The organism is Enterobacter sp. 04-C-12-SI-ECC, assembly GCF_047530715.1.
Lineage (GTDB): Bacteria > Pseudomonadota > Gammaproteobacteria > Enterobacterales > Enterobacteriaceae > Enterobacter > Enterobacter bugandensis.
Genome location: NZ_JBLKDI010000012.1, coordinates 1 through 20,217, shown reverse-complemented (window position 1 = coordinate 20,217; position 20,217 = coordinate 1). Strand labels below are relative to the sequence as shown.

16 protein-coding genes and 5 pseudogenes are annotated in these 20,217 nt (G+C 50.1%); 12 read left to right on the top strand and 9 right to left on the bottom strand.

Features of this window, described 5'->3' with window-relative positions; genetic code table 11:
* Positions 1-103: 103 nt before the first annotated feature.
* Both metC and yghB read left to right on the top strand, forming a co-directional pair.
* On the top strand, positions 104-1,291 hold the full coding sequence (metC, locus tag ACMWL8_RS15615) for a cystathionine beta-lyase (protein WP_045260795.1): 1,188 nt from the start codon (positions 104-106) through the stop codon (positions 1,289-1,291).
* A 143-nt stretch (positions 1,292-1,434) separates the two neighbouring features.
* Positions 1,435-2,094 carry a DedA family general envelope maintenance protein YghB gene (yghB, locus tag ACMWL8_RS15610; protein WP_028014419.1) on the top strand — a complete coding sequence of 220 codons (660 nt, stop codon included), beginning with the start codon at positions 1,435-1,437 and terminating at the stop codon, positions 2,092-2,094.
* Between the two features lie 45 nt (positions 2,095-2,139).
* On the opposite strand, the gene ACMWL8_RS15605 is transcribed toward yghB, so the two are convergent.
* The gene (locus tag ACMWL8_RS15605; protein WP_045260796.1) at positions 2,140-3,039 is read right to left on the bottom strand and encodes an AraC family transcriptional regulator; all 900 of its coding nucleotides are present in this window, start codon (positions 3,037-3,039) and stop codon (positions 2,140-2,142) included.
* A gap of 195 nt (positions 3,040-3,234) precedes the next feature.
* Between ACMWL8_RS15605 and yqhD the strand changes: the two genes are divergently transcribed.
* Both yqhD and dkgA read left to right on the top strand, forming a co-directional pair.
* Entirely contained in the window at positions 3,235-4,398 is a 1,164-nt protein-coding gene (gene yqhD / locus ACMWL8_RS15600; protein ID WP_045260797.1) for an alcohol dehydrogenase, read from the top strand.
* A gap of 105 nt (positions 4,399-4,503) precedes the next feature.
* On the top strand, positions 4,504-5,331 hold the full coding sequence (gene dkgA, locus ACMWL8_RS15595; protein WP_021242117.1) for a 2,5-didehydrogluconate reductase DkgA: 828 nt from the start codon (positions 4,504-4,506) through the stop codon (positions 5,329-5,331).
* Positions 5,332-5,404: 73 nt separating this feature from the next.
* Here the strand turns inward: dkgA and ACMWL8_RS15590 are convergent.
* The 3 genes and pseudogenes from ACMWL8_RS15590 to ACMWL8_RS15580 form a co-directional block, all read right to left on the bottom strand.
* Positions 5,405-6,412 (bottom strand): annotated as a pseudogene (locus tag ACMWL8_RS15590) (radical SAM protein); the annotation flags it as partial.
* Positions 6,413-6,526: 114 nt separating this feature from the next.
* Positions 6,527-6,856, bottom strand: a complete 330-nt coding sequence (locus tag ACMWL8_RS15585; RefSeq protein ID WP_000140246.1) for a hypothetical protein — start codon at positions 6,854-6,856, stop codon at positions 6,527-6,529.
* 204 nt (positions 6,857-7,060) lie between these two features.
* Positions 7,061-10,336, bottom strand: coding sequence for a P-loop NTPase fold protein (locus ACMWL8_RS15580; protein ID WP_021242119.1), 3,276 nt, complete (start codon positions 10,334-10,336; stop codon positions 7,061-7,063).
* Positions 10,337-11,194: 858 nt separating this feature from the next.
* Between ACMWL8_RS15580 and ACMWL8_RS15575 the strand changes: the two genes are divergently transcribed.
* The 6 genes from ACMWL8_RS15575 (at position 11,195) to fghA (ending at position 15,601) form a co-directional block, all read left to right on the top strand.
* Entirely contained in the window at positions 11,195-11,491 is a 297-nt protein-coding gene (locus ACMWL8_RS15575; protein WP_017384073.1) for a helix-turn-helix transcriptional regulator, read from the top strand.
* Positions 11,492-12,027: 536 nt separating this feature from the next.
* Positions 12,028-12,725, top strand: a protein-coding gene (locus ACMWL8_RS15570) for an IS1 family transposase (RefSeq protein WP_223479951.1) whose coding sequence is annotated in 2 segments (ribosomal slippage) — positions 12,028-12,277 and positions 12,277-12,725 — 699 coding nt in all. Because the reading frame shifts where the segments join, the coding sequence is not laid out codon by codon here.
* 113 nt (positions 12,726-12,838) lie between these two features.
* On the top strand, positions 12,839-13,114 hold the full coding sequence (frmR, locus tag ACMWL8_RS15565; RefSeq protein WP_017384071.1) for a formaldehyde-responsive transcriptional repressor FrmR: 276 nt from the start codon (positions 12,839-12,841) through the stop codon (positions 13,112-13,114).
* 34 nt (positions 13,115-13,148) lie between these two features.
* Entirely contained in the window at positions 13,149-14,258 is a 1,110-nt protein-coding gene (gene frmA / locus ACMWL8_RS15560; RefSeq protein WP_017384070.1) for an S-(hydroxymethyl)glutathione dehydrogenase, read from the top strand.
* Between the two features lie 43 nt (positions 14,259-14,301).
* Positions 14,302-14,700 (top strand): VOC family protein, encoded by a 399-nt coding sequence (locus tag ACMWL8_RS15555; RefSeq protein WP_012561111.1) that lies wholly within the window; start codon positions 14,302-14,304, stop codon positions 14,698-14,700.
* 64 nt (positions 14,701-14,764) lie between these two features.
* Positions 14,765-15,601: an S-formylglutathione hydrolase gene (fghA, locus tag ACMWL8_RS15550; protein ID WP_012561110.1), complete on the top strand. Its 837-nt coding sequence runs from the start codon at positions 14,765-14,767 to the stop codon at positions 15,599-15,601.
* A 27-nt stretch (positions 15,602-15,628) separates the two neighbouring features.
* Here the strand turns inward: fghA and ACMWL8_RS15545 are convergent.
* The 5 genes and pseudogenes from ACMWL8_RS15545 to ACMWL8_RS15525 all read right to left on the bottom strand — a co-directional run.
* Positions 15,629-15,781, bottom strand: a pseudogene (locus ACMWL8_RS15545) (resolvase); the annotation flags it as partial.
* Between the two features lie 16 nt (positions 15,782-15,797).
* Positions 15,798-16,691, bottom strand: a pseudogene (locus ACMWL8_RS15540) (IS3 family transposase); the annotation flags it as partial.
* Between the two features lie 12 nt (positions 16,692-16,703).
* Positions 16,704-17,855, bottom strand: a complete 1,152-nt coding sequence (locus ACMWL8_RS15535) for an IS30 family transposase (RefSeq protein WP_045261367.1) — start codon at positions 17,853-17,855, stop codon at positions 16,704-16,706.
* A gap of 64 nt (positions 17,856-17,919) precedes the next feature.
* Positions 17,920-18,168: pseudogene (locus tag ACMWL8_RS15530) on the bottom strand (transposase); the annotation flags it as partial.
* Positions 18,169-18,230: 62 nt separating this feature from the next.
* Positions 18,231-18,368: pseudogene (locus tag ACMWL8_RS15525) on the bottom strand (IS5/IS1182 family transposase); the annotation flags it as partial.
* Positions 18,369-18,521: 153 nt separating this feature from the next.
* Here ACMWL8_RS15525 and rclA point away from each other — a divergent pair.
* Both rclA and ACMWL8_RS15515 read left to right on the top strand, forming a co-directional pair.
* Positions 18,522-19,847: a reactive chlorine resistance oxidoreductase RclA gene (rclA, locus tag ACMWL8_RS15520; RefSeq protein ID WP_007896426.1), complete on the top strand. Its 1,326-nt coding sequence runs from the start codon at positions 18,522-18,524 to the stop codon at positions 19,845-19,847.
* Positions 19,848-20,024: 177 nt separating this feature from the next.
* Positions 20,025-20,217 (top strand): IS1 family transposase (locus tag ACMWL8_RS15515; protein ID WP_001396889.1); only part of this gene is annotated, 193 nt, incomplete at its 3' end.

Sequence of the window (20,217 nt, the reverse complement as noted above, 5' to 3'; positions counted from 1 at the left end):
TTTTTTGCTAATATTTTCTGCTTATTCGATAAGCATGCGGGTGCAGTTTTTTACAATCGTGGTAGTCTGGACGTCCAGACGTATAAAAACAGGGTTAGCGAACATGACGAAGAAGCATCTTGATACCACGCTGGTGCAGGCGGGACGCAGCAAAAAATACACTCAGGGATCGGTCAACAGCGTGATTCAACGCGCCTCCTCGCTGGTGTTTGATACCGTTGAGGAGAAAAAAATCGCCACGCGTAACCGCGCAAAAGGTGGGCTGTTCTATGGTCGCCGCGGCACGCTAACCCATTTTTCGCTGCAGGAAGCGATGTGCGAGCTGGAGGGGGGCGCAGGCTGCGCGTTGTTCCCGTGCGGTGCGGCGGCGGTCGCCAACACCATTCTGGCGTTTGTCGAACAGGGCGACCATATCCTGATGACCAACACCGCCTATGAACCCAGCCAGGATTTCTGCACCAAAATTCTCAGCAAGCTTGGCGTGACCACCTGCTGGTTTGACCCGCTGATTGGCGAAGGCATTGCTGAACTTATCCAGCCAAACACGCGCATTGTGTTCCTGGAATCTCCCGGCTCCATCACCATGGAAGTGCACGACGTTCCGGCTATCGTGAAGGCCGTGCGCAACAAAGCGCCAGAGGCGATTATCATGATCGACAACACCTGGGCGGCAGGTGTGCTGTTTAAGGCGCTGGAATTCGATATTGATATCTCGATTCAGGCGGCAACGAAATACCTGATTGGACACTCTGACGGGATGATTGGCACCGCGGTTTCCAACGCGCGCTGCTGGGACCAGCTGCGGGAAAATGCCTACCTGATGGGCCAGATGGTGGATGCAGACACGGCATACATGACCAGCCGGGGCATTCGTACGCTCGGCGTGCGTCTGCGTCAACATCATGAAAGTAGTCTGAAAATCGCTGAATGGCTGGCGCAGCATCCGCAGGTTGAGCGCGTGAACCATCCGGCGCTGCCGGGTAGTAAAGGCCATGAGTTCTGGCAACGTGACTTTACGGGCAGCAGCGGGCTGTTCTCGTTTGTGCTTAAAAAACGGCTAAGTAATGACGAGCTGGCAAGCTATCTGGATAATTTTACCCTCTTCAGCATGGCCTACTCCTGGGGCGGTTTTGAATCCCTGATCCTGCCGAATCAGCCGGAGCAGATAGCGGCTCTGCGCCCCGGCGGAGAAGTGGACTTCAGCGGCACCCTCATTAGATTGCATATCGGTTTAGAAAATGTGGACGATTTAATTGCGGATTTATCTGCAGGCTTTGAACGTATCGTGTAGAGTGCGGGCTGAAAATGTACTCCCCGGACGCTTTTGTGAACACTGCAAGCAGAAAAGTCTGCATGAGTTGCGCCTGCGATCAATCCCGACAGGTGAAATTGGGAGTACAATAGCGTTATCTCTGCTGTTCCACAGGAAAGTCCATGGCTGTTATTCAAGATATTATCGCGGCGCTCTGGCAACATGATTTTGCCGCCCTGGCGGATCCCCACGTTGTAGGCGTCGTCTATTTCGTGATGTTCGCGACGCTGTTTCTGGAAAATGGATTACTGCCAGCCTCGTTTTTACCCGGTGACAGTTTGCTTTTGCTTGCCGGGGCGCTGATCGGCAAAGGCGTCATGGACTTTACGCCAACGATGGTTATCCTTACCTCCGCCGCGAGCCTGGGCTGCTGGCTGAGCTATCTGCAGGGCCGCTGGCTGGGGAACACGCGCGTGGTGAAGGGCTGGCTGGCGCAGTTACCGCATAAATACCACCAGCGTGCGACCTGCATGTTTGACCGCCACGGCCTGCTGGCGCTGCTCGCCGGGCGTTTCCTGGCGTTTGTTCGCACCCTTCTGCCCACCATGGCGGGTATTTCCGGGCTGTCTAACCGCCGCTTCCAGTTCTTCAACTGGCTGAGCGCCCTGCTGTGGGTTGGCGTGGTCACCACCCTCGGCTACGCGCTGAACATGATCCCCTTTGTGAAGCACCATGAAGATCAGGTGATGACCTTCCTGATGATCCTGCCGATATTCCTGCTGGTTGCTGGGCTGGTGGGCACCATTGCGGTGGTGATTAAGAAAAAGTATTGCAGTGCATAAACAAAAGCCGGGTGGCGCTACCGCTTTCCCGGCCTACGTTTACCCTCAGGCGCCCTGCATCGTTCTTATACGTGACGCATCTTCTCCCGGCGTGACGCCGAAATAGCGCTTAAACTCCCGACTGAACTGCGACGCACTTTCGTAGCCGACGCGCATGGCCGCCGCGCTGGCCTTCATGCCGTCGTGGATCATCAACATCCGTGCCTTATGCAAACGGTAGGTTTTGAGGTACTGCAGCGGCGAGGTGCTGGTCACCGACTTAAAGTTGTGGTGAAACGCCGAAACGCTCATGTTCGCTTCCGCCGCCAGCTGGTCAACGCTGAGGTTCTCCGTGTACTGGCTTTCAATACGCTTGAGCACGCGGCTGATCAGGCTGAAGTGGGTCTGTCGGCTCACCAGCGCAAGTAACGCCCCGCCGCCCGGCCCCAGCAGCACGTGATAAAGAATTTCGCGGATAATCTGCTTGCCGAGAATACGCGCGTCCAGCGGCCTTTCCATGACGTCCAGCAGGCGCTCAATGGCGCAGAGGATCTCTTCCGACAACGTCGCCGAGTTAATCCCGCTGGAGGCCATCGACGGCTGGAAAAGCTTGTCTTCGCCAATCTCCATCAGCAGCTCCTGCAGTTGAAGAATATCGACGTTGACGCGAATACCCGCCAGCGGGACCGACTCTGTCGCGAAGGTTTCACATTCGAAGGGTAAAGGTACCGTCAGGAGCAGATATTCATTGGTGTCGTAGCGGAACACCCGCTCGTTGATATAGCCAATCTTATGGCCTGAAAAGAGAAAAACGATGCCCGGCTGGTACATCACCGGCGTGCGCGTCCCGGGCTGCGTGCCGTAGAGCAGGCGAATGTCCGGCAGCAGGTCGCTAACATTATTTTCTTTATCTATCAGCCTTTTAATCTGCGAGGTAAGCTGAAGGCAGATCGCTTCACGGTTCATTTTACGTTACTCCGGGTACGGTTTCCGACCCTCACAGTCTGCGCATTCTTACGAAGTTTCTCCAGCGCTCTGTAGAAATGGGCAAGACATAGGCAGGAATGTGCATTGAGAGCCTGGCCCCGGACGGCCACAATGAGCAGCATCAGGTAGCCATCAGCGCCACCACGGTTTTTCACCCACTAAAGGGAACGAGCAATGAACAACTTTAATCTTCACACCCCAACCCGCATTCTGTTTGGTAAAGACGCTATCGCCGACCTGCGCGCGCAGATCCCTGCTGACGCCCGCGTGCTGATCACCTACGGTGGCGGCAGCGTGAAAAAAACCGGCGTGCTGGATCAAGTTTACAGCGCTCTGGACGGACTGGACGTGCGTGAGTTCGGCGGCATTGAGCCAAACCCGTCTTACGAAACGCTGATGAACGCGGTGAAAATCGCCCGCGAAGAAAACATCACCTTCCTGCTGGCGGTCGGCGGCGGCTCCGTGCTGGACGGCACTAAATTCATCGCGGCAGCAGCGCACTACGCTGATGGCATCGATCCGTGGCACATCCTGGAAACCCGCGGCAGCGACATTAAAAGCGCGATCCCGATGGGATCCGTATTGACCCTGCCAGCGACGGGTTCTGAATCCAACAAGGGCGCGGTGATCTCCCGCAAAACCACCGGCGACAAGCAGGCCTTTATGAACGAACACGTTCAGCCTGTCTTTGCCATTCTGGATCCGGTTTACACCTACACCCTGCCCGCGCGTCAGGTGGCGAACGGCGTGGTCGACGCCTTTGTACACACCGTCGAGCAGTACGTGACCTACCCTGTTAATGCCAAAATTCAGGATCGCTTCGCGGAAGGCATTCTGCTCACGCTGATTGAAGAAGGCCCGAAAGCGCTGAAAGAGCCGGAAAACTACGACGTGCGTGCCAACGTCATGTGGGCCGCGACGCAGGCGCTGAACGGCCTGATCGGCGCTGGCGTGCCGCAGGACTGGGCAACCCATATGCTGGGCCACGAGCTGACGGCGATGCACGGCCTGGACCACGCCCAGACGCTGGCCGTTGTGCTGCCTGCGCTGTGGAACGAAAAACGGGATACCAAGCGTGCCAAGCTGCTGCAGTACGCCGAGCGCGTGTGGAACATCACCGAGGGTTCTGACGATGCGCGTATTGAGGCCGCCATTGCAGCGACCCGTAACTTCTTTGAAAGCCTGGGCGTACCAACACGTCTGTCCGGCTACGGCCTGGACGGCAGCTCCATCCCTGCCCTGCTGGCAAAACTTGAAGAGCACGGCATGACCCAGCTGGGCGAGCACGGCGACATTACGCTGGACGTCAGCCGTCGAATCTACGAAGCGGCACGCTAAGCGTTTTTGGCATCCTGACTTTCGTTTTTTGACATTTCGTCCAGACTTAATGCACACCCCATCGCCGGAGTCCCCCTCCGGCGATGCGCACCTGAAGGAGGAAAAATGGCAAACCAAACCGTAATCAAGCTGCAGGACGGCAACGTGATGCCCCAGCTGGGGCTAGGTGTATGGAAAGCCGGTAACGACGAGGTCGTCTCCGCCATTCATAAAGCACTCGAAGTCGGCTATCGGTCGATTGATACCGCCGCCGCGTACAAAAACGAGGACGGCGTGGGGACCGCGCTGGCCAGCGCCGGCGTCCCCCGCGATGAGCTGTTCATCACCACTAAACTGTGGAACGACGATCAAAAGCGCCCCCGCGAAGCATTGCAGGAGAGCCTGGAGAAACTCCAGCTTGATTTCGTCGATCTGTACCTGATGCACTGGCCGGTTCCGGCCATCGACCATTACGTTGACGCCTGGAAAGGGATGATTGAACTGCAGAAAGAGGGGCTGGTGAAAAGCATCGGCGTCTGTAATTTCCAGGTGCATCACCTGCAGCGCCTGATTGACGAAACGGGCGTCGCTCCGGTGATTAACCAGATCGAGCTGCACCCGCTGCTGCAGCAGCGCCAGCTTCACGCCTGGAACGCCACCCACAAGATCCAGACCGAGTCCTGGAGCCCGCTGGCGCAGGGCGGTGAAGGCGTGTTCGACCAGAAAATTATCCGCGACCTGGCGGATAAATACGGCAAAACCCCGGCGCAGATCGTCATTCGCTGGCATCTGGACAACGGCCTGGTGGTGATCCCGAAATCGGTCACGCCGTCGCGCATTGCCGAGAACTTCGACGTCTGGGATTTCCGACTGGACAAAGACGAGCTGGGTGAAATTGCGAAGCTGGATAAAGGTAAGCGGCTTGGGCCGGACCCGGATCAGTTTGGCGGTTAATCGCGTTAAAACGCCGGGTGGCGGCTTCGCCTTACCCGACCTACAAAAAACCCCGGCAAGCCGGGGTTTTCTTTTACGCTTTACGCTTCACTGGTTTCTTCACACTGGAATTACCGTTCGAACGCTGATGCACAATCGGCGTATGTTTGGTCAGCGCCGGGCGCGTATTGCGGTTCTGGCGACGCGCTTCGCGCATCTCATCCAGCGTAGGAGCCGGAACCAGGCAGTCGCGGCGCGAGCCAATAAGGTGTTTTTTACCCATCTCTTCCAGCGCCTGGCGGATCAGTGGCCAGTTTTTCGGGTCGTGGTAACGCAGCAGCGCCTTATGCAGACGACGCTGTTTATCCCCTTTCGGCACCACCACCTCTTCACTCTTGTAGCCAATCTTACTCAGCGGGTTTTTGCCGGTGTAATACATGGTCGTCGAGTTGGCGAGCGGTGAAGGATAGAAGTTCTGCACCTGATCCAGACGGAAGCGACGCTGCTTCAGCCACAGCGCCAGGTTCACCATGTCTTCATCGCGCGTGCCAGGGTGCGCGGAGATGAAGTACGGGATCAGATACTGCTCTTTGCCCGCCTGCTTCGAGTAGGTGTCGAACAGCTGCTTAAAGCGATCGTAGCTGCCCATGCCCGGCTTCATCATCTTCGACAGCGGGCCTTCTTCGGTGTGCTCCGGCGCAATCTTCAGATAACCGCCGACGTGGTGCGTCGCCAGCTCCTTGATATAGCGAGGATCTTCCACGGCGATGTCGTAACGCACCCCGGAGGCGATGAGGATCTTTTTGATGCCCTTCAGGTCGCGCGCGCGGCGGTAGAGGTTGATCGTCGGCTCGTGGTTAGTATCCATGTGCTCGCAAATGCTCGGGTAGACGCAGGAGAGACGACGGCAGGTCTGCTCCGCGCGCGGCGACTTGCAGCGCAGCATATACATGTTCGCGGTTGGGCCGCCAAGATCGGAGATCACGCCGGTAAAGCCCGGCACTGTGTCGCGAATGGCTTCGATCTCATTGATGATCGAATCCTCAGAGCGGCTCTGGATAATACGGCCTTCGTGTTCGGTAATGGAGCAGAGCGAGCACCCTATAATTCTGATCATTTAGAAATTTTTTTGCGTTTAAAATCAATGAATTGAAAGATTTCATTTTTCTAAGTCTGATAAAACAGATGAAAACCCAACTGACTATACTCATAAAACTCAATCTTTGCGCTGCTGTACGATACCAGTAATTACAGGTGCCGAGTTTAACATCATGAAAAGTAGCCCAATAATGAATGACGCAACGCCAGCTGCGGTGCCTAACTTCTGACTGAACACCATTGAAACAAAGTACATATTTGGGATAAAAACGGACATAGCAATCACGAAAAGTAACTTATTCAGATAATTATTTATTCGGGTCTTAACCTCAACTCTATCATAAAAAGCCATCGAAACGTAAGCAGTTATCAGTGAATAAAAAGACCATGTCATATAGTTAACCGATTCATTAAATGCCTCTCGCAAAAGCAAAGCACTTTCTGTCATTCCCTACCTCATTAAATCAATAGAAAATAAATCTGAATAATTTATTTTTAAAAGAAAAGAACACAACATAACTTCAGTAGTTATGATTAATCCCTGAATGATTATTTCTTAGCAAGATATAACATGCTTAATGTATATCAGGCAATAAAAAAACTCCCAAAGACCACCGCTGTGGTCTTCAGGTATAGGATTTAAAGAACGAACTCAGTCCGGAAACGTATCACTATCTTCTGTAACGTCCGCTTTCTCTGGTAACATTCTGTTTTTAATATACTGTGAATTCCTGCAGATGAGAGGAAAAATCTCCGAGTTATTCATTATACAACTCGTTGCCGTACGGGCGTCCTCCGGAGACCATGATGAAAATGAAAACGTCTGACGGTCAAGCCATTGAGACAATAATACATTATCAACAGAAGCGCTAAACAGCGCCGCAATAGCCCTGCGTTCAACGGCCTTCTCAGGTTCAATAAACGACAACTCATTATGAAAACGGGTAATAATCGCAATACGGCTGTCAATACGAATATGTCTTTCAAGTAAGACATCGTGCAACTCATCAAGTACAGTCTCTCTCTGGGTATCGTCGAGGCAAGACCACAGAAAATGAATGTTCTCGGCATTTGTGACAACGTCTGGCTCTGCATCACGGAACCATGATGCAAAGATACCCACACTACCTTCCATCCGGATATGCTGCCCCTGAAGTTGCATTTGTTCAAGGATAAAGCGCATGTTCACAGGAAGAACCGTAAAACACTCAATAAGCCTTTCAGAAGAACTAAATACTCCACATGCCAGGGCGTTCAGCTTTTTCTTCAAAATATCAAACTGCTCACCTGACTGATATACGTCATGGAGAAATACTGGACCCATAGCATTCACATCAGACTCAATTATTTTCTCTGACAGTGCTTTTTGACGCTCTCGCACAAATATTAAAAGAGAGGTTGCATTTGTAGCTTCTTTGATGACGTCATACTGACCTTTAACAAAGCTCAGGACAGGTATATTCACCAGAAGACCTAAATCAACAATCCTGCCAACAGCATTTTTGATGTACGGCAGAACATTTTTATCCTTAAGTGCTATAAAGATACTCTCGGCAGTACGTAGATAACGAAGATATGCAGCCAAAGCCAGGTCAAACCGTTCCTCACCAATATGTTCACTGTACGACTCGATACCGGCATAGTTACCATGGAGCACCATGTGAGCAACAGCCTGTGCAGCAAATTCCGCAGGGAAGAGATTCCTCGTCGCCGTATTATTAAGATAATATTGATTTAAAACATTATTATTCCAGTCCGGGCTCAGAACAATTTTTCTGAAATGGATAACGTCCTCAACAACCTGACGATTTTTAAGCGTCATTATTGCAGAGCTAACCTGAGCCCCACCTGTACCATCATTCTTTCCAATTACGTTCTGTACCGCCTTCGATGCAATATTGATATGCCGGATAATTCCCGGATTAAAAAGGTCTATCTGAGGTTGCTCAGCTCCATAGCGTAACATCTCCTCCCGACCGTGATTTCCGATATCTAGTGTGCCAATTTTCAGGTTTGACAAGGTCTCTTCATTATTGACAAGGTATTCCACATAAAATACGCCATCTACAAAATTCTCCATTTTATTCAGTAGTGATTCACCGGCCAGAACAGAGTATGAATCAGCTTCCTGCAGCAACGTCTTCGTGGATTCAGCCTCCAATTTTTCTGAATCCTGAATTTCATCAAGTTTACTCACAATAAACGATATTTGCCTTTCGACGAAAGGCTCTAGGCTTATCCGCCCGTCAGCCATCAGTTTCTGCAGACTCAATACGAAACCTTCATCATTCTTTTCTCTGAGTGAAACAGCATAACTCTGATTCAGCATTTGCACTGCGACTTTGAGTTGCGGTTCGGCGAGAGCCTGACACTTCTCATCCATCCGGCTATAAGAAACCAGCCAGTCTCGCATCTGAATATGTGGTGCCACTCGCTGCCATGCTTCAGCGAAACCCCACAAGGCCGTCAGTTCTTCAAGCCGTGGGATATTTATAGCACCAATCGCGTCTTTAAGAGGCGTATCAAGCAACTCGCTCCTGGCAAGCTCCACCGTGGACTGATAGTGGATGCTCATCAGAAATTCGCTCCATCTTTCTGTATCGTTATTAAAAATTCGGGATATTTGTTGATAAGTTAGCGAGAGCATCTCGTCAAAATCATCCGGAGCAATACCGGGTTCGGTCTGACTAGCTTTGGGATCGCGAAGTAATACTTTAATATCTCGCTCCCCGTATCTGACCACCAGTAAGTAGAGAGCAATAAGAATATGGCGATGATCTTCTGTTGCAGGAACGGTAAGGTTCAGAATATGAATATCATTAACAAACTTCTTCATTAATCGCGGTGTGATACGAGGATACTCAGAGGGTTTCCAGCGCTCAAGCAACACCGTTGCTTCCCGGCACGCTATCCCTGCATCCTCATTTACTGTTTCTTTCCAGTACTGCCTTAACGCTTCCTGCCATCCTGCCGAAATAAGAGGAGGAACCTGAAAACTTACAGGAATCCGCTTTGCAATAAACTCACGCCCGCTGAAACCCGCCACAGAAAGTGAGGCTGAAACCTGTCTTGCCGAATAGGGCACCACTATCCTGAAGTGTTCATGAGTGGCTCCGGCAATAAGCTCCATATCACTCCAGAGCTCTTTCACTTTGTCTGCACTGATTCGGTCCAGATTATCAATGATAAGGATGAAGCGATCTCCATGGGAAATGACCTCTTTGGAGGTAAATCCCTGCAGAGCTTCAGCCAGCTCAATAGCTCCGACCTCCTTATTAACTAGCCAAGTCTCTTCAATCCTGTCAGTACTGTTGCGTTTGAACAAATCACCAATACTCGAATACCCTTTCTTTCTGTACCATTCCATGTTCTGCAGGCATGCCAGTCCTGCGACCATAATGGCAGGAGAAAGAAACGCGGCCACCTCAACATAAAAAAGCCACCCTAATAATGACTCCTTGTTAGTAAAATATTGATTAAGGTCTGTTAGCACATAACGAAGCATCTGCACGGAAAGCAATGACAGTAAAATAAAAACGACGGTCAACCAGCTTAGCCTGCTGCTGACCCTCTTGTCGTATTCAACGATGTTACCCAGAGCCAGATTTTTATACTTATCCAACACATCCCGGGAGCCCGGACATTGTAGGCTGACCCCGTGGTGGATGACATCGATAAGCGCTTTTTTAGTTGAGCCATGATGGTAACGTTCTGCATCAAAGTTAATGAACGTAAAATCATCTTTAAGCTTTTTCTGCAGGAACTTCAATATTGTTGACTTACCTGAACCCAGCTCACCTTCCAGACCAATAATATTGACATCAGGTGTCCTGATGATCTGAGCCACATTCTCTGCAACTTTTTCATGACTGCTGCCTCTAAACATATCCTGGTCAGCGGGTGATTCCGTCTGCAATCGTAGAGTCATTCAGCAATTTCCTTCGTTATAACGTAAGATTCTTTCACTATTAGACACAGTACAGAGCCCACAGCAACCAAATGACTGCAGCCGGGGCAGTTTAGTTTTAAGCATGCATAAGCCGATTTCGATGGAATCCCTTTCACACAATAATATTGAATTGAAGCAATGAAAACATTAATGTGTTTGTTGTGACTAGCTGCAGGGGCCTGGAAGAAATTCCAAAGCCTGACAAACCGGAACAGGGCTTGCTCTGCTCCGGTTTTATCCAGTTCATCTTGAAGCCCTTGTTTTTGTTACATATCCCTGCTCACTCTTTCAGCCATTGTTAAGCTTCTTGTGTGTAATCTGCGAATAATACGGATGCAAAATTGATGCAATGGATTATACATACCTACAGCGCACGTTACGCTGAGCTGAATCGAATTTCAGAGAACGTTCTTCGCTATTACCCTGCCCAGCCAGTTGAACACATTTTATCATCCGGCCCCGAGAGTGACATGTTCTCTGCCTGGTACAGCCTTCATCAGAGTCAAACTAGACGTTATTTACAGGCAAAAGAAGACAGCTACAGAGCTTAAGTCTGACATTATTCGTGGCTGTGTCTGCCTTCGGAGTTTTCAGCTTATCCCGATAACAGCGGTTTTGAAAAATTGACGTTTTTTACACCGGTACATTGCCCGAACGCAATCTCCCCCGTAGCGAAATACCGCCCCGCAGAAAATCGTCCATGCTCGGCATGCCCCTGGAACATCAGCATCTTTTCAATAAAGGTTTTACAGCCTATAGTCTGTATAACACAAAATACACCTTACCTGCTGTATTACAGGGCGGTACTCCCTACTCAGTCTGCGAGGCAGGTCACTTATGAATAATCAGTTCCCGATAAAAACGCTGAACCAGCTCAGACCTGTGCTAATCGGGTTTCGCAAAATCAAGGGCTTCACGCAAAAAGATGTGTCTGAGAGGCTTGGCGTAACGCAGCAAACCTATGCCCGCCTGGAAGCAAACCCTGCTAGCGCCAGTATTGATCGTCTGTACAAGGTATTCAGTATTCTGGGCGTAGAAATAACGCTGTCATCTATTTCCCCTTCACCCTTCATTTCCCACACAGAGATGAGGGGGGCATTTGACAGCACTCCCGCCAGACGGGAGAAATGGTGACTATTAGAAGTTTGCTAGTTTTGTCGAATGACGCCAACTACATGTCCGCATCCATCGAGTAGTGGCTTCAAGCCACGATTGTCACTGCCTCCGCTGCCTTTTTCCAGTAACTCTCTCCTTTTAATTCTAATATTTAGGGGTGTCAACGCAAAGCAGAAACGGCACCTTCTTTGCGAGACAGAAATGACCTGTGATTGCCTGGCCGATTTATGGCAGCTAAGTGCGAGAAGCGGATATAGCGAATTCGCCATTGTACGGGATTAGCAGGTTTACTGAAGCAACCTGCGATGGCGTTATGGCAATAGTCAGTCCCCTGTCCAGTCGGCATAGGTGGCCACCTCGTCACCGCCGGGGATAAACTGATTGAAGCCTCCGCGCAAAATCACTTATTCTTTTCCGTTAATAAAATGCAGGAGCAAAGTCATGACTGGCGAAATTCGTGGGCGAGGCAGGCCACGAAAAACAGAGAGTACCTATACAGGGTAAGGGTGCCAACTTACTGATTTAGTGTATGATGGTGTTTTTGAGGTGCTCCAGTGGCTTCTGTTTCTATCAGCTGTCCCTCCTGTTCAGCTACTGAAGGCGTGGTGCGTAACGGTAAAAGTACTGCCGGACATCAGCGCTATCTCTGCTCTCACTGCCGTAAAACATGGCAGCTACAGTTCACTTACATCGCCTCTCAGCCCGGTACACACCAGAAAATTATTGATATGGCCATGAATGGCGTCGGATGTCGCGCCAGTGCACGCATTATGGGCGTTGGCCTCAACACGATTTTACGACACTTAAAAAACTCAGGCCGCAGTCGGTAAACTCACGCATACAACCGGGCAGTGACGTTATTGTTTGCGCGGAAATGGACGAACAGTGGGGTTACGTCGGCGCTAAATCACGCCAGCGCTGGTTGTTTTACGCGTATGACAGGATACGGAGGACGGTTGTGGCGCACGTATTCGGTGAACGCACGTTGGTCACGCTGGAGCGTCTTCTGGGCCTGCTGTCGGCCTTTGAGGTCGTGGTATGGATGACGGATGGCTGGCCGCTTTATGAATCACGCCTGAAGGGAGAACTGCACGTTATCAGCAAGCGATATACGCAGCGCATTGAGCGGCATAACCTGAATCTGAGGCAGCATCTGGCAAGGCTGGGCAGGAAGTCACTGTCTTTCTCAAAATCGGTGGAGCTGCATGACAAAGTCATCGGGCATTATCTGAACATAAAACACTATCAGTAAGTTGGAGTCATTACCGGTGCTCTGATATATTTATTATACTATAGTGGGGTATGTGTTGATCTTAATGTAATACTCCCCTATAGTATAAGAAATACAGAGCAGTGAGGTAAGCAATGCCCAGTACTCCTGAAGAGAAAAAAAAGGTCCTAACCCGGGTTCGCCGTATCCGGGGTCAGATTGATGCTCTGGAAAGAGCACTTGAAAGTGGCGCTGAATGCCGTTCCGTTCTCCAGCAAATCGCCGCCGTCCGGGGCGCCGCTAACGGACTGATGGCAGAGGTGCTGGAGAGCCACATACGGGAAACCTTTGACCAGAATGACAGCTACAGTCATGAAGTCAGTAAATCAGTTGACGATACGATTGAGCTGGTTCGTGCCTATCTTAAATAGGTGAGGCCATTATTACATTGAGGATATATTACGTATGAAATCACGTGCCGCTGTTGCATTTGCACCAGGGAAGCCCCTGGAGATTGTTGAAATTGATGTTGCTCCGCCTAAAAAAGGCGAGGTGCTGATTAAAAACACCCACACAGGTGTCTGCCATACCGATGCCTTTACCCTCTCAGGGAATGACCCTGAGGGCGTTTTCCCGGTGGTTCTCGGCCACGAGGGAGCCGGTATCGTCGTTGAAGTTGGTGAAGGCGTCACCAGTGTGAAGCCGGGTGACCATGTTATTCCGCTCTACACCGCTGAATGCGGGGAGTGTGAATTCTGCCAGTCCGGTAAAACGAACCTCTGTGTATCGGTTCGCGAGACTCAGGGCAAAGGACTGATGCCTGACGGGACCACTCGCTTTTCATACAACGGTCAGCCTCTTTACCACTACATGGGATGTTCCACATTCAGTGAATACACCGTTGTGGCCGAGGTTTCTCTGGCAAAAATTAACCCGGAGGCGAACCATGAACACGTCTGCCTGTTGGGTTGTGGCGTGACTACCGGTATTGGCGCCGTCCATAACACGGCTAAAGTGCAGCCGGGCGATTCAGTTGCCATTTTTGGTCTGGGGGCAATTGGTCTGGCTGCGGTACAGGGGGCCCGTCAGGCAAAAGCGGGACGTATTATCGCTATCGATACTAATCCGACAAAATTTGACCTGGCCCGTCAGTTCGGGGCCACTGACTGCATTAACCCGAATGATTATGACAAACCGATTAAAGATGTTCTGCTGGATATCAACAAGTGGGGTATTGACCATACCTTTGAATGTATCGGTAACGTTAACGTCATGCGTGCAGCGCTGGAAAGTGCTCACCGTGGGTGGGGGCAGTCCGTTGTCATTGGTGTCGCAGGGGCCGGACAGGAGATTTCCACCCGTCCTTTCCAGCTGGTCACCGGGCGCGTATGGAAAGGTTCCGCGTTTGGCGGAGTAAAAGGCCGCACTCAGCTCCCCGGTATGGTCGAGGATGCCATGAAGGGGGATATTGACCTTGAGCCATTTGTAACCCATACGATGACACTGGATGAAATCAATGACGCCTTCGAGCTTATGCATGAAGGCAAATCTATCCGGACAGTGATTCATTACTGATCCCATCAGAATTTTAATCAACTCAAACTGAAGGAAGTGGAAAATGACAACTCCGGTAATTTCTGGTGACGGCATCTTTTCTCATGTGTTCATTGGCGCAGCCGATGTCGAGAAATCCTCCGCATTTTACGATGTCGTCCTGGGCACGCTTGGTATCAATAACCTCGGCCCGTTTGGCAACGGCTGGGTACTCTATGGCCGCGAAAAGCCGGCATTTATCATTGCCCGTCCGGGCAACGGTGAAGCACCTTCCGCTAACGGGGTGACTGTCGGCTTCGCTGCTGCCACCCCGGAAGAGGTTGATGCTTTCCATGCTGCCGGCCTTGCCGCCGGTGGAGCTGATGAAGGTCAACCTGGCCCGCGTGGTCACCTTCCCGGGGCCTATGCTGCCTACCTGCGGGATCCGGCGGGTAACAAAATCACGGCGTATACGTTTATCTGACGTCCGGATTTAAAGATACTTCCCCTGGCTTCGGTCAGGGGAAATAACCATGAGATAACGGCTGATGGAACTCATTGAGCAGCATGCCAGCTCTGGCGGCTGGCAAAACGTGTACCGGCATTATTCACAATCCCTTAATTGTGAAATGAATTTCGGTGTGTATCTTCCTCCCAAAGCAGTAACAGAAAAACTGCCGGTACTATACTGGTTGTCGGGCCTGACCTGTACTGAGCAGAATTTCATCACCAAATCAGGTATGCAGCATTATGCAGCCCGGCATAACGTCATCGTTGTTGTCCCGGATACCAGTCCCCGGGGTAATAATGTCCCGGATGCCGACAGTTACGATCTTGGCCAGGGGGCCGGTTTTTATCTGAACGCGACGGAACAGCCGTGGAATGTTCATTACAGGATGTATGACTATATTCTCAGAGAGCTTCCGGATGTCGTCATGAATCATTTTCCTGCAACGGCAAGAAAATCTATATCCGGTCATTCTATGGGAGGGCTGGGTGCTCTGGTGCTGGCTCTGCGAAATCCTGGTGAATATGTGAGCGTATCAGCATTTTCCCCGATAGTATCGCCTTCTCAGGTGCCATGGGGGCAACAGGCATTTAGCGCTTACCTGGGTGAAAACAGAAAAACGTGGGAAGCCTACGATCCAGTCAGCCTCATTTTACAGGGTGAAAAATTACCAGAAATCTTCATTGATCAGGGGCTGAGTGACGCCTTTTATGAAGAGCAACTGCGCACCAAAATCCTTGAGAGAGTATGCAATGAGATGAACCTCAATGCGTCGTTCCGATATCATACTGGATACGACCACAGCTATTATTTCATTTCCAGCTTTATTGGTGAGCACATTGCTTACCATGCCAACAGGCTCAGGCTGTCAGCATGAGTTGATTTCCAGCCTCAGAAAATGTGCTTAATTTTCAGGCCTGAACAGGGCCTGAACCCTGCAGACCTGAGATGTACTGTAACTGGTGGCTTCAGCAGTTTCTCTTATGCTCAGTTTCTTGACCTGTCGGTAATACAGAACTTTCTTATGTCGTTCCTGATCGGCCTGTTTGCCCCGGTGAATCGCCACGGATAATCTAGACACTTCCGAGCCGTTGATAATACTGGTTTTCATATTCTGTCGGTGACATCTGTTCGCTAGAACCATGCCGACGCTTACTGTTATAAAACATTTCGATGTAATCAAAAATATCACTGCGGGCTTCTTCCCGCGTTCCGTAGATCTTTTTCTTTATCCGTTCACGTTTCAACAACTGGAAAAAACTTTCTGCAACCGCATTATCATGGCAGTTACCGCGACGGCTCATGCTACCCTCCAGGCCGTGTGATTTCAGGAACGACTGCCACTCATGGCTTGTGTACTGACTGCCCTGATCCGAATGAACCAGCACCTGTTTTTCGGGATTACGCCGCCATACAGCCATCAGCAGTGCGTTCAGGACAATGTCCTTTGTCATCCGGGATTGCATGGACCAGCCGATAATTTTGCGTGAGAACAGATCAACAACAACGGCAAGATACAGCCAGCCTTCGTGGGTCCTGATGTAGGTTATGTCCGTTACCCAACGCTCATCAGGAGCATCCGGATTGAACTGTCGCTGGAGCCTGTTGGGTGACACGATACTGGCCTCGCCTTTACGTGCCCGCGGGCTTCGGTATCCGACCTGAGCCTTTATTCCGACACGTTTCATCAGTCTCCAGACTCTGTTTACTCCGCACTGTTGCCCGCTGTCACGCAGATCCAGATGGATTTTGCGATAACCATAGACGCATCCCGATTCCAGCCAGAACTGTTTAATCTGTCCTGTCAGTCTCAGGTCTGCCTGATGGCGTTGTGAATGCGGCTGCTGAAGCCAGGCGTAAAAACCACTGGGATGAACATCCAGCACCCGACAGAGCAGGCGAACAGGCCAGCAACAGGAGTTGTCACGGATAAAGGCGTACCTCAGTCGGACAGCTTTGCGAAGTACGCCGCTGTAGATTCAACCTGTCAACGCAACACCCTTTTCAATTATCTCTTTCGGTGTTTTGAACTTCAGTGTCTTTCTCGGCCTGGTGTTTAGTTGCGCTGCAACCTGATCCAGCTCCTGCTGTGTGTATTGAGCAAGGCATGTTTTTTTGGGGAAGAACTGTCGTATTAGTCCATTCGTATTTTCGTTGGTGCCTCGTTGCCAGGGACTTTGAGGATCGCAAAAATAAACTTTCACTCCCGTGCTGCTGCTAAATTCCAGATGCCTGGCCAGCTCCATTCCTCTGTCCCACGTCAATGATTGCCTGAGTTCGGGCGGTAAGCTCAGGAATTTTTCAGTAAGAGCCTGATTCACTGAAACAGCATCTTTCCCCTTTAACCTGAGAATAAGCGTATAGCGCGATTTACGATCTACCAGAGTGGCAATATGCGAGTTTTTTGTGCCCGAGACTAAATCCCCCTCCCAGTGTCCAACAGAGCGCCTGTTATCAATATGCCGCGCGCGCTCATGGATTGGCGTGCCATTCACGATATTGATTGTTCCTCTTTCCCCTTTGCGGGTGTGGCGTCGCCCATGCCTCAGGCTGTGCGAACGCCGCAGATGCTGAATATTCAGGTGGTGCAGAGCTTCACGACAACGAAAGTACAGCGTCTTATAAATTGTCTCAGCTGATATTCGCATCGTTTTCTGACGCGGCTTCGTTCGTTTTAACCATCCCGAAATTTGCTCCGGAGACCACTTTAATTCCAGCTTTTCCAGAACAAGGTCCCTCAGCGGCTCATTCTGATCCAGCAAACACGGTTTGGGACGTTTAGCCATCCTGTTGGCGCGATTATTAGCATCAACAGCTTTGTAATAGCGCCTGCCACGATTACGCTGGACTTCTCGCGAGATCGTCGAAGGAGAGCGTCTTAATGCAGTAGCAATCGCCCGAATACTCATTTTGGCTGACAGGCCAGCGCGTATTTCCTCACGTTCAGACAAGGTCAGGTGTGCGACGGCCCGCTTACGCTCATTGGGTTTTATGCCGCCGGTGTCCCTCAACATGGTGAAAATAGTTCCGGGTTTTGAATCCAGAATCTTAGCTATTTCACTAAATCCTGTCCCACTCTTCCACAAGTCGAAAACGAGCGATTTTTCTTTTGCTGTAAATGTACGTTTCATCAAACGATCCTCCGCAACCACATGTTTTCACATGGTTGTTGCGTTGACCAATTGAATCTACAGCGGCTTTTTTTAATATGTCCCGTTCGTCGGTAACCCGTTTCAGCTCTTTCTGGAGACGGCGGATCTCGGCCTGAGCATCTGACTGTTCTTTATTAGTGGAAGAATCCGGACCGTACTTCTTTATCCAGGCATAAAGGCTGTGGGTGGTGATATCGAGACGTGTTGCAACGCTGGCAACAGAATAACCGCGATCAACAACCTGTTTGACTGCTTCAGTTTTAAACTCTTCAGGATAACGCTTACCGCTCATGGGCACCTCTCTTTAAGTCATCTTAAATGACTCTGAGGTGTCTGTTAAACGCGTGGCGATTCATCATCATCCAGCCAGAAAGTTATGGAGCCACGGTTGATGAGGGCTTTATTGTAGGTGGGCCAGTTGGTGATTTTGAACTTTTGCTTTGCCACGGAACGGTCTGCGTTGTCGGGAAGATGCGTGATCTGATCCTTCAACTCAGCAAAAGTTCGATTTATTCAACAAAGCCAAACAGAAGCCACTGGAGCACCTCAAAAACACCATCATACACTAAATCAGTAAGTTGGCAGCATCACCTTTTGCGTCTATAGTCATGATGTCAAATGAACGCGTTTCGACAGGAAATCATCATGAATAAATATCAGGCAGTTATTATTGGTTTTGGCAAGGCTGGAAAAACATTAGCCGTCACGCTGGCAAAAGCAGGTTGGCGTGTGGCTCTCATCGAACAATCAAATGCAATGTATGGCGGGACCTGTATTAATATCGGCTGTATCCCAACCAAAACATTGGTTCATGACGCACAGCAGCACACAGATTTTGTCCGTGCCATACAGCGTAAAAATGAAGTGGTTAATTTTTTACGTAATAAGAATTTTCATAATCTTGCGGATATGCCCAATATCGACGTGATCGACGGCCAGGCGGAGTTTATCAATAATCATAGCCTGCGTGTTCATCGGCCTGAGGGAAATTTGGAGATTCATGGCGAGAAAATTTTTATTAATACCGGTGCACAAGCCGTGGTTCCGCCAATTCCTGGAATTACCACCACGCCTGGTGTATATGACAGCACCGGATTACTTAATCTAAAAGAATTGCCTGGGCATTTAGGTATTTTGGGCGGCGGATATATTGGCGTTGAGTTCGCCTCTATGTTCGCTAATTTTGGCAGCAAAGTAACCATTTTAGAGGCAGCTTCGCTGTTTTTGCCTCGGGAAGATCGGGATATTGCTGATAATATCGCGACGATTTTACGCGATCAGGGCGTCGATATTATCCTCAATGCCCATGTGGAGCGAATCAGTCACCATGAAAATCAAGTGCAAGTGCATAGCGAGCACGCCCAACTGGCGGTGGATGCACTGTTAATAGCTTCCGGTCGTCAACCGGCTACCGCTTCGTTACATCCAGAAAATGCCGGTATCGCAGTAAACGAGCGCGGGGCAATTGTCGTTGACAAGCGATTACATACCACCGCAGACAATATTTGGGCGATGGGAGATGTTACCGGCGGGCTGCAATTTACTTACATATCACTGGATGATTACCGCATTGTACGTGATGAGTTACTGGGTGAAGGCAAACGTAGTACTGATGATCGGAAAAATGTGCCTTATTCCGTATTTATGACACCGCCCCTGTCCAGGGTTGGTATGACAGAAGAACAAGCCAGAGAGAGTGGTGCTGATATTCAGGTGGTGACATTGCCTGTAGCTGCAATTCCGCGCGCCAGAGTGATGAACGATACCCGTGGGGTATTAAAAGCGATTGTTGATAATAAAACCCAACGTATATTAGGAGCATCACTGCTGTGTATTGACTCCCACGAGATGATCAATATAGTGAAAATGGTGATGGATGCCGGGCTGCCTTATAGCATATTACGCGATCAGATATTTACTCATCCGTCGATGAGCGAATCACTCAATGATCTATTTTCATTAGTCAAATAAACTCAAAATCAGACGCCAGAACAAATATTCTGGCGTCTCAGAGAAAAGAATCTTATTAATTCTCTGTTACTCTATAACTTCTTAATCACTTCATTGATGGTATTTTATATGTTTAAAAAATCGGTGATGCTGCCAACTTAATGATTTAGTGTATGATGGTGTTTTTGAGGTGCTCCAGTGGCTTCTGTTTCTATCAGCTGTCCCTCCTGTTCAGCTACTGACGGGGTGGTGCGTAACGGCAAAAGCACCGCCGGACATCAGCGCTATCTCTGCTCTCACTGCCGTAAAACATGGCAACTGCAGTTCACTTACACCGCTTCTCAACCCGGTACGCACCAGAAAATCATTGATATGGCCATGAATGGCGTTG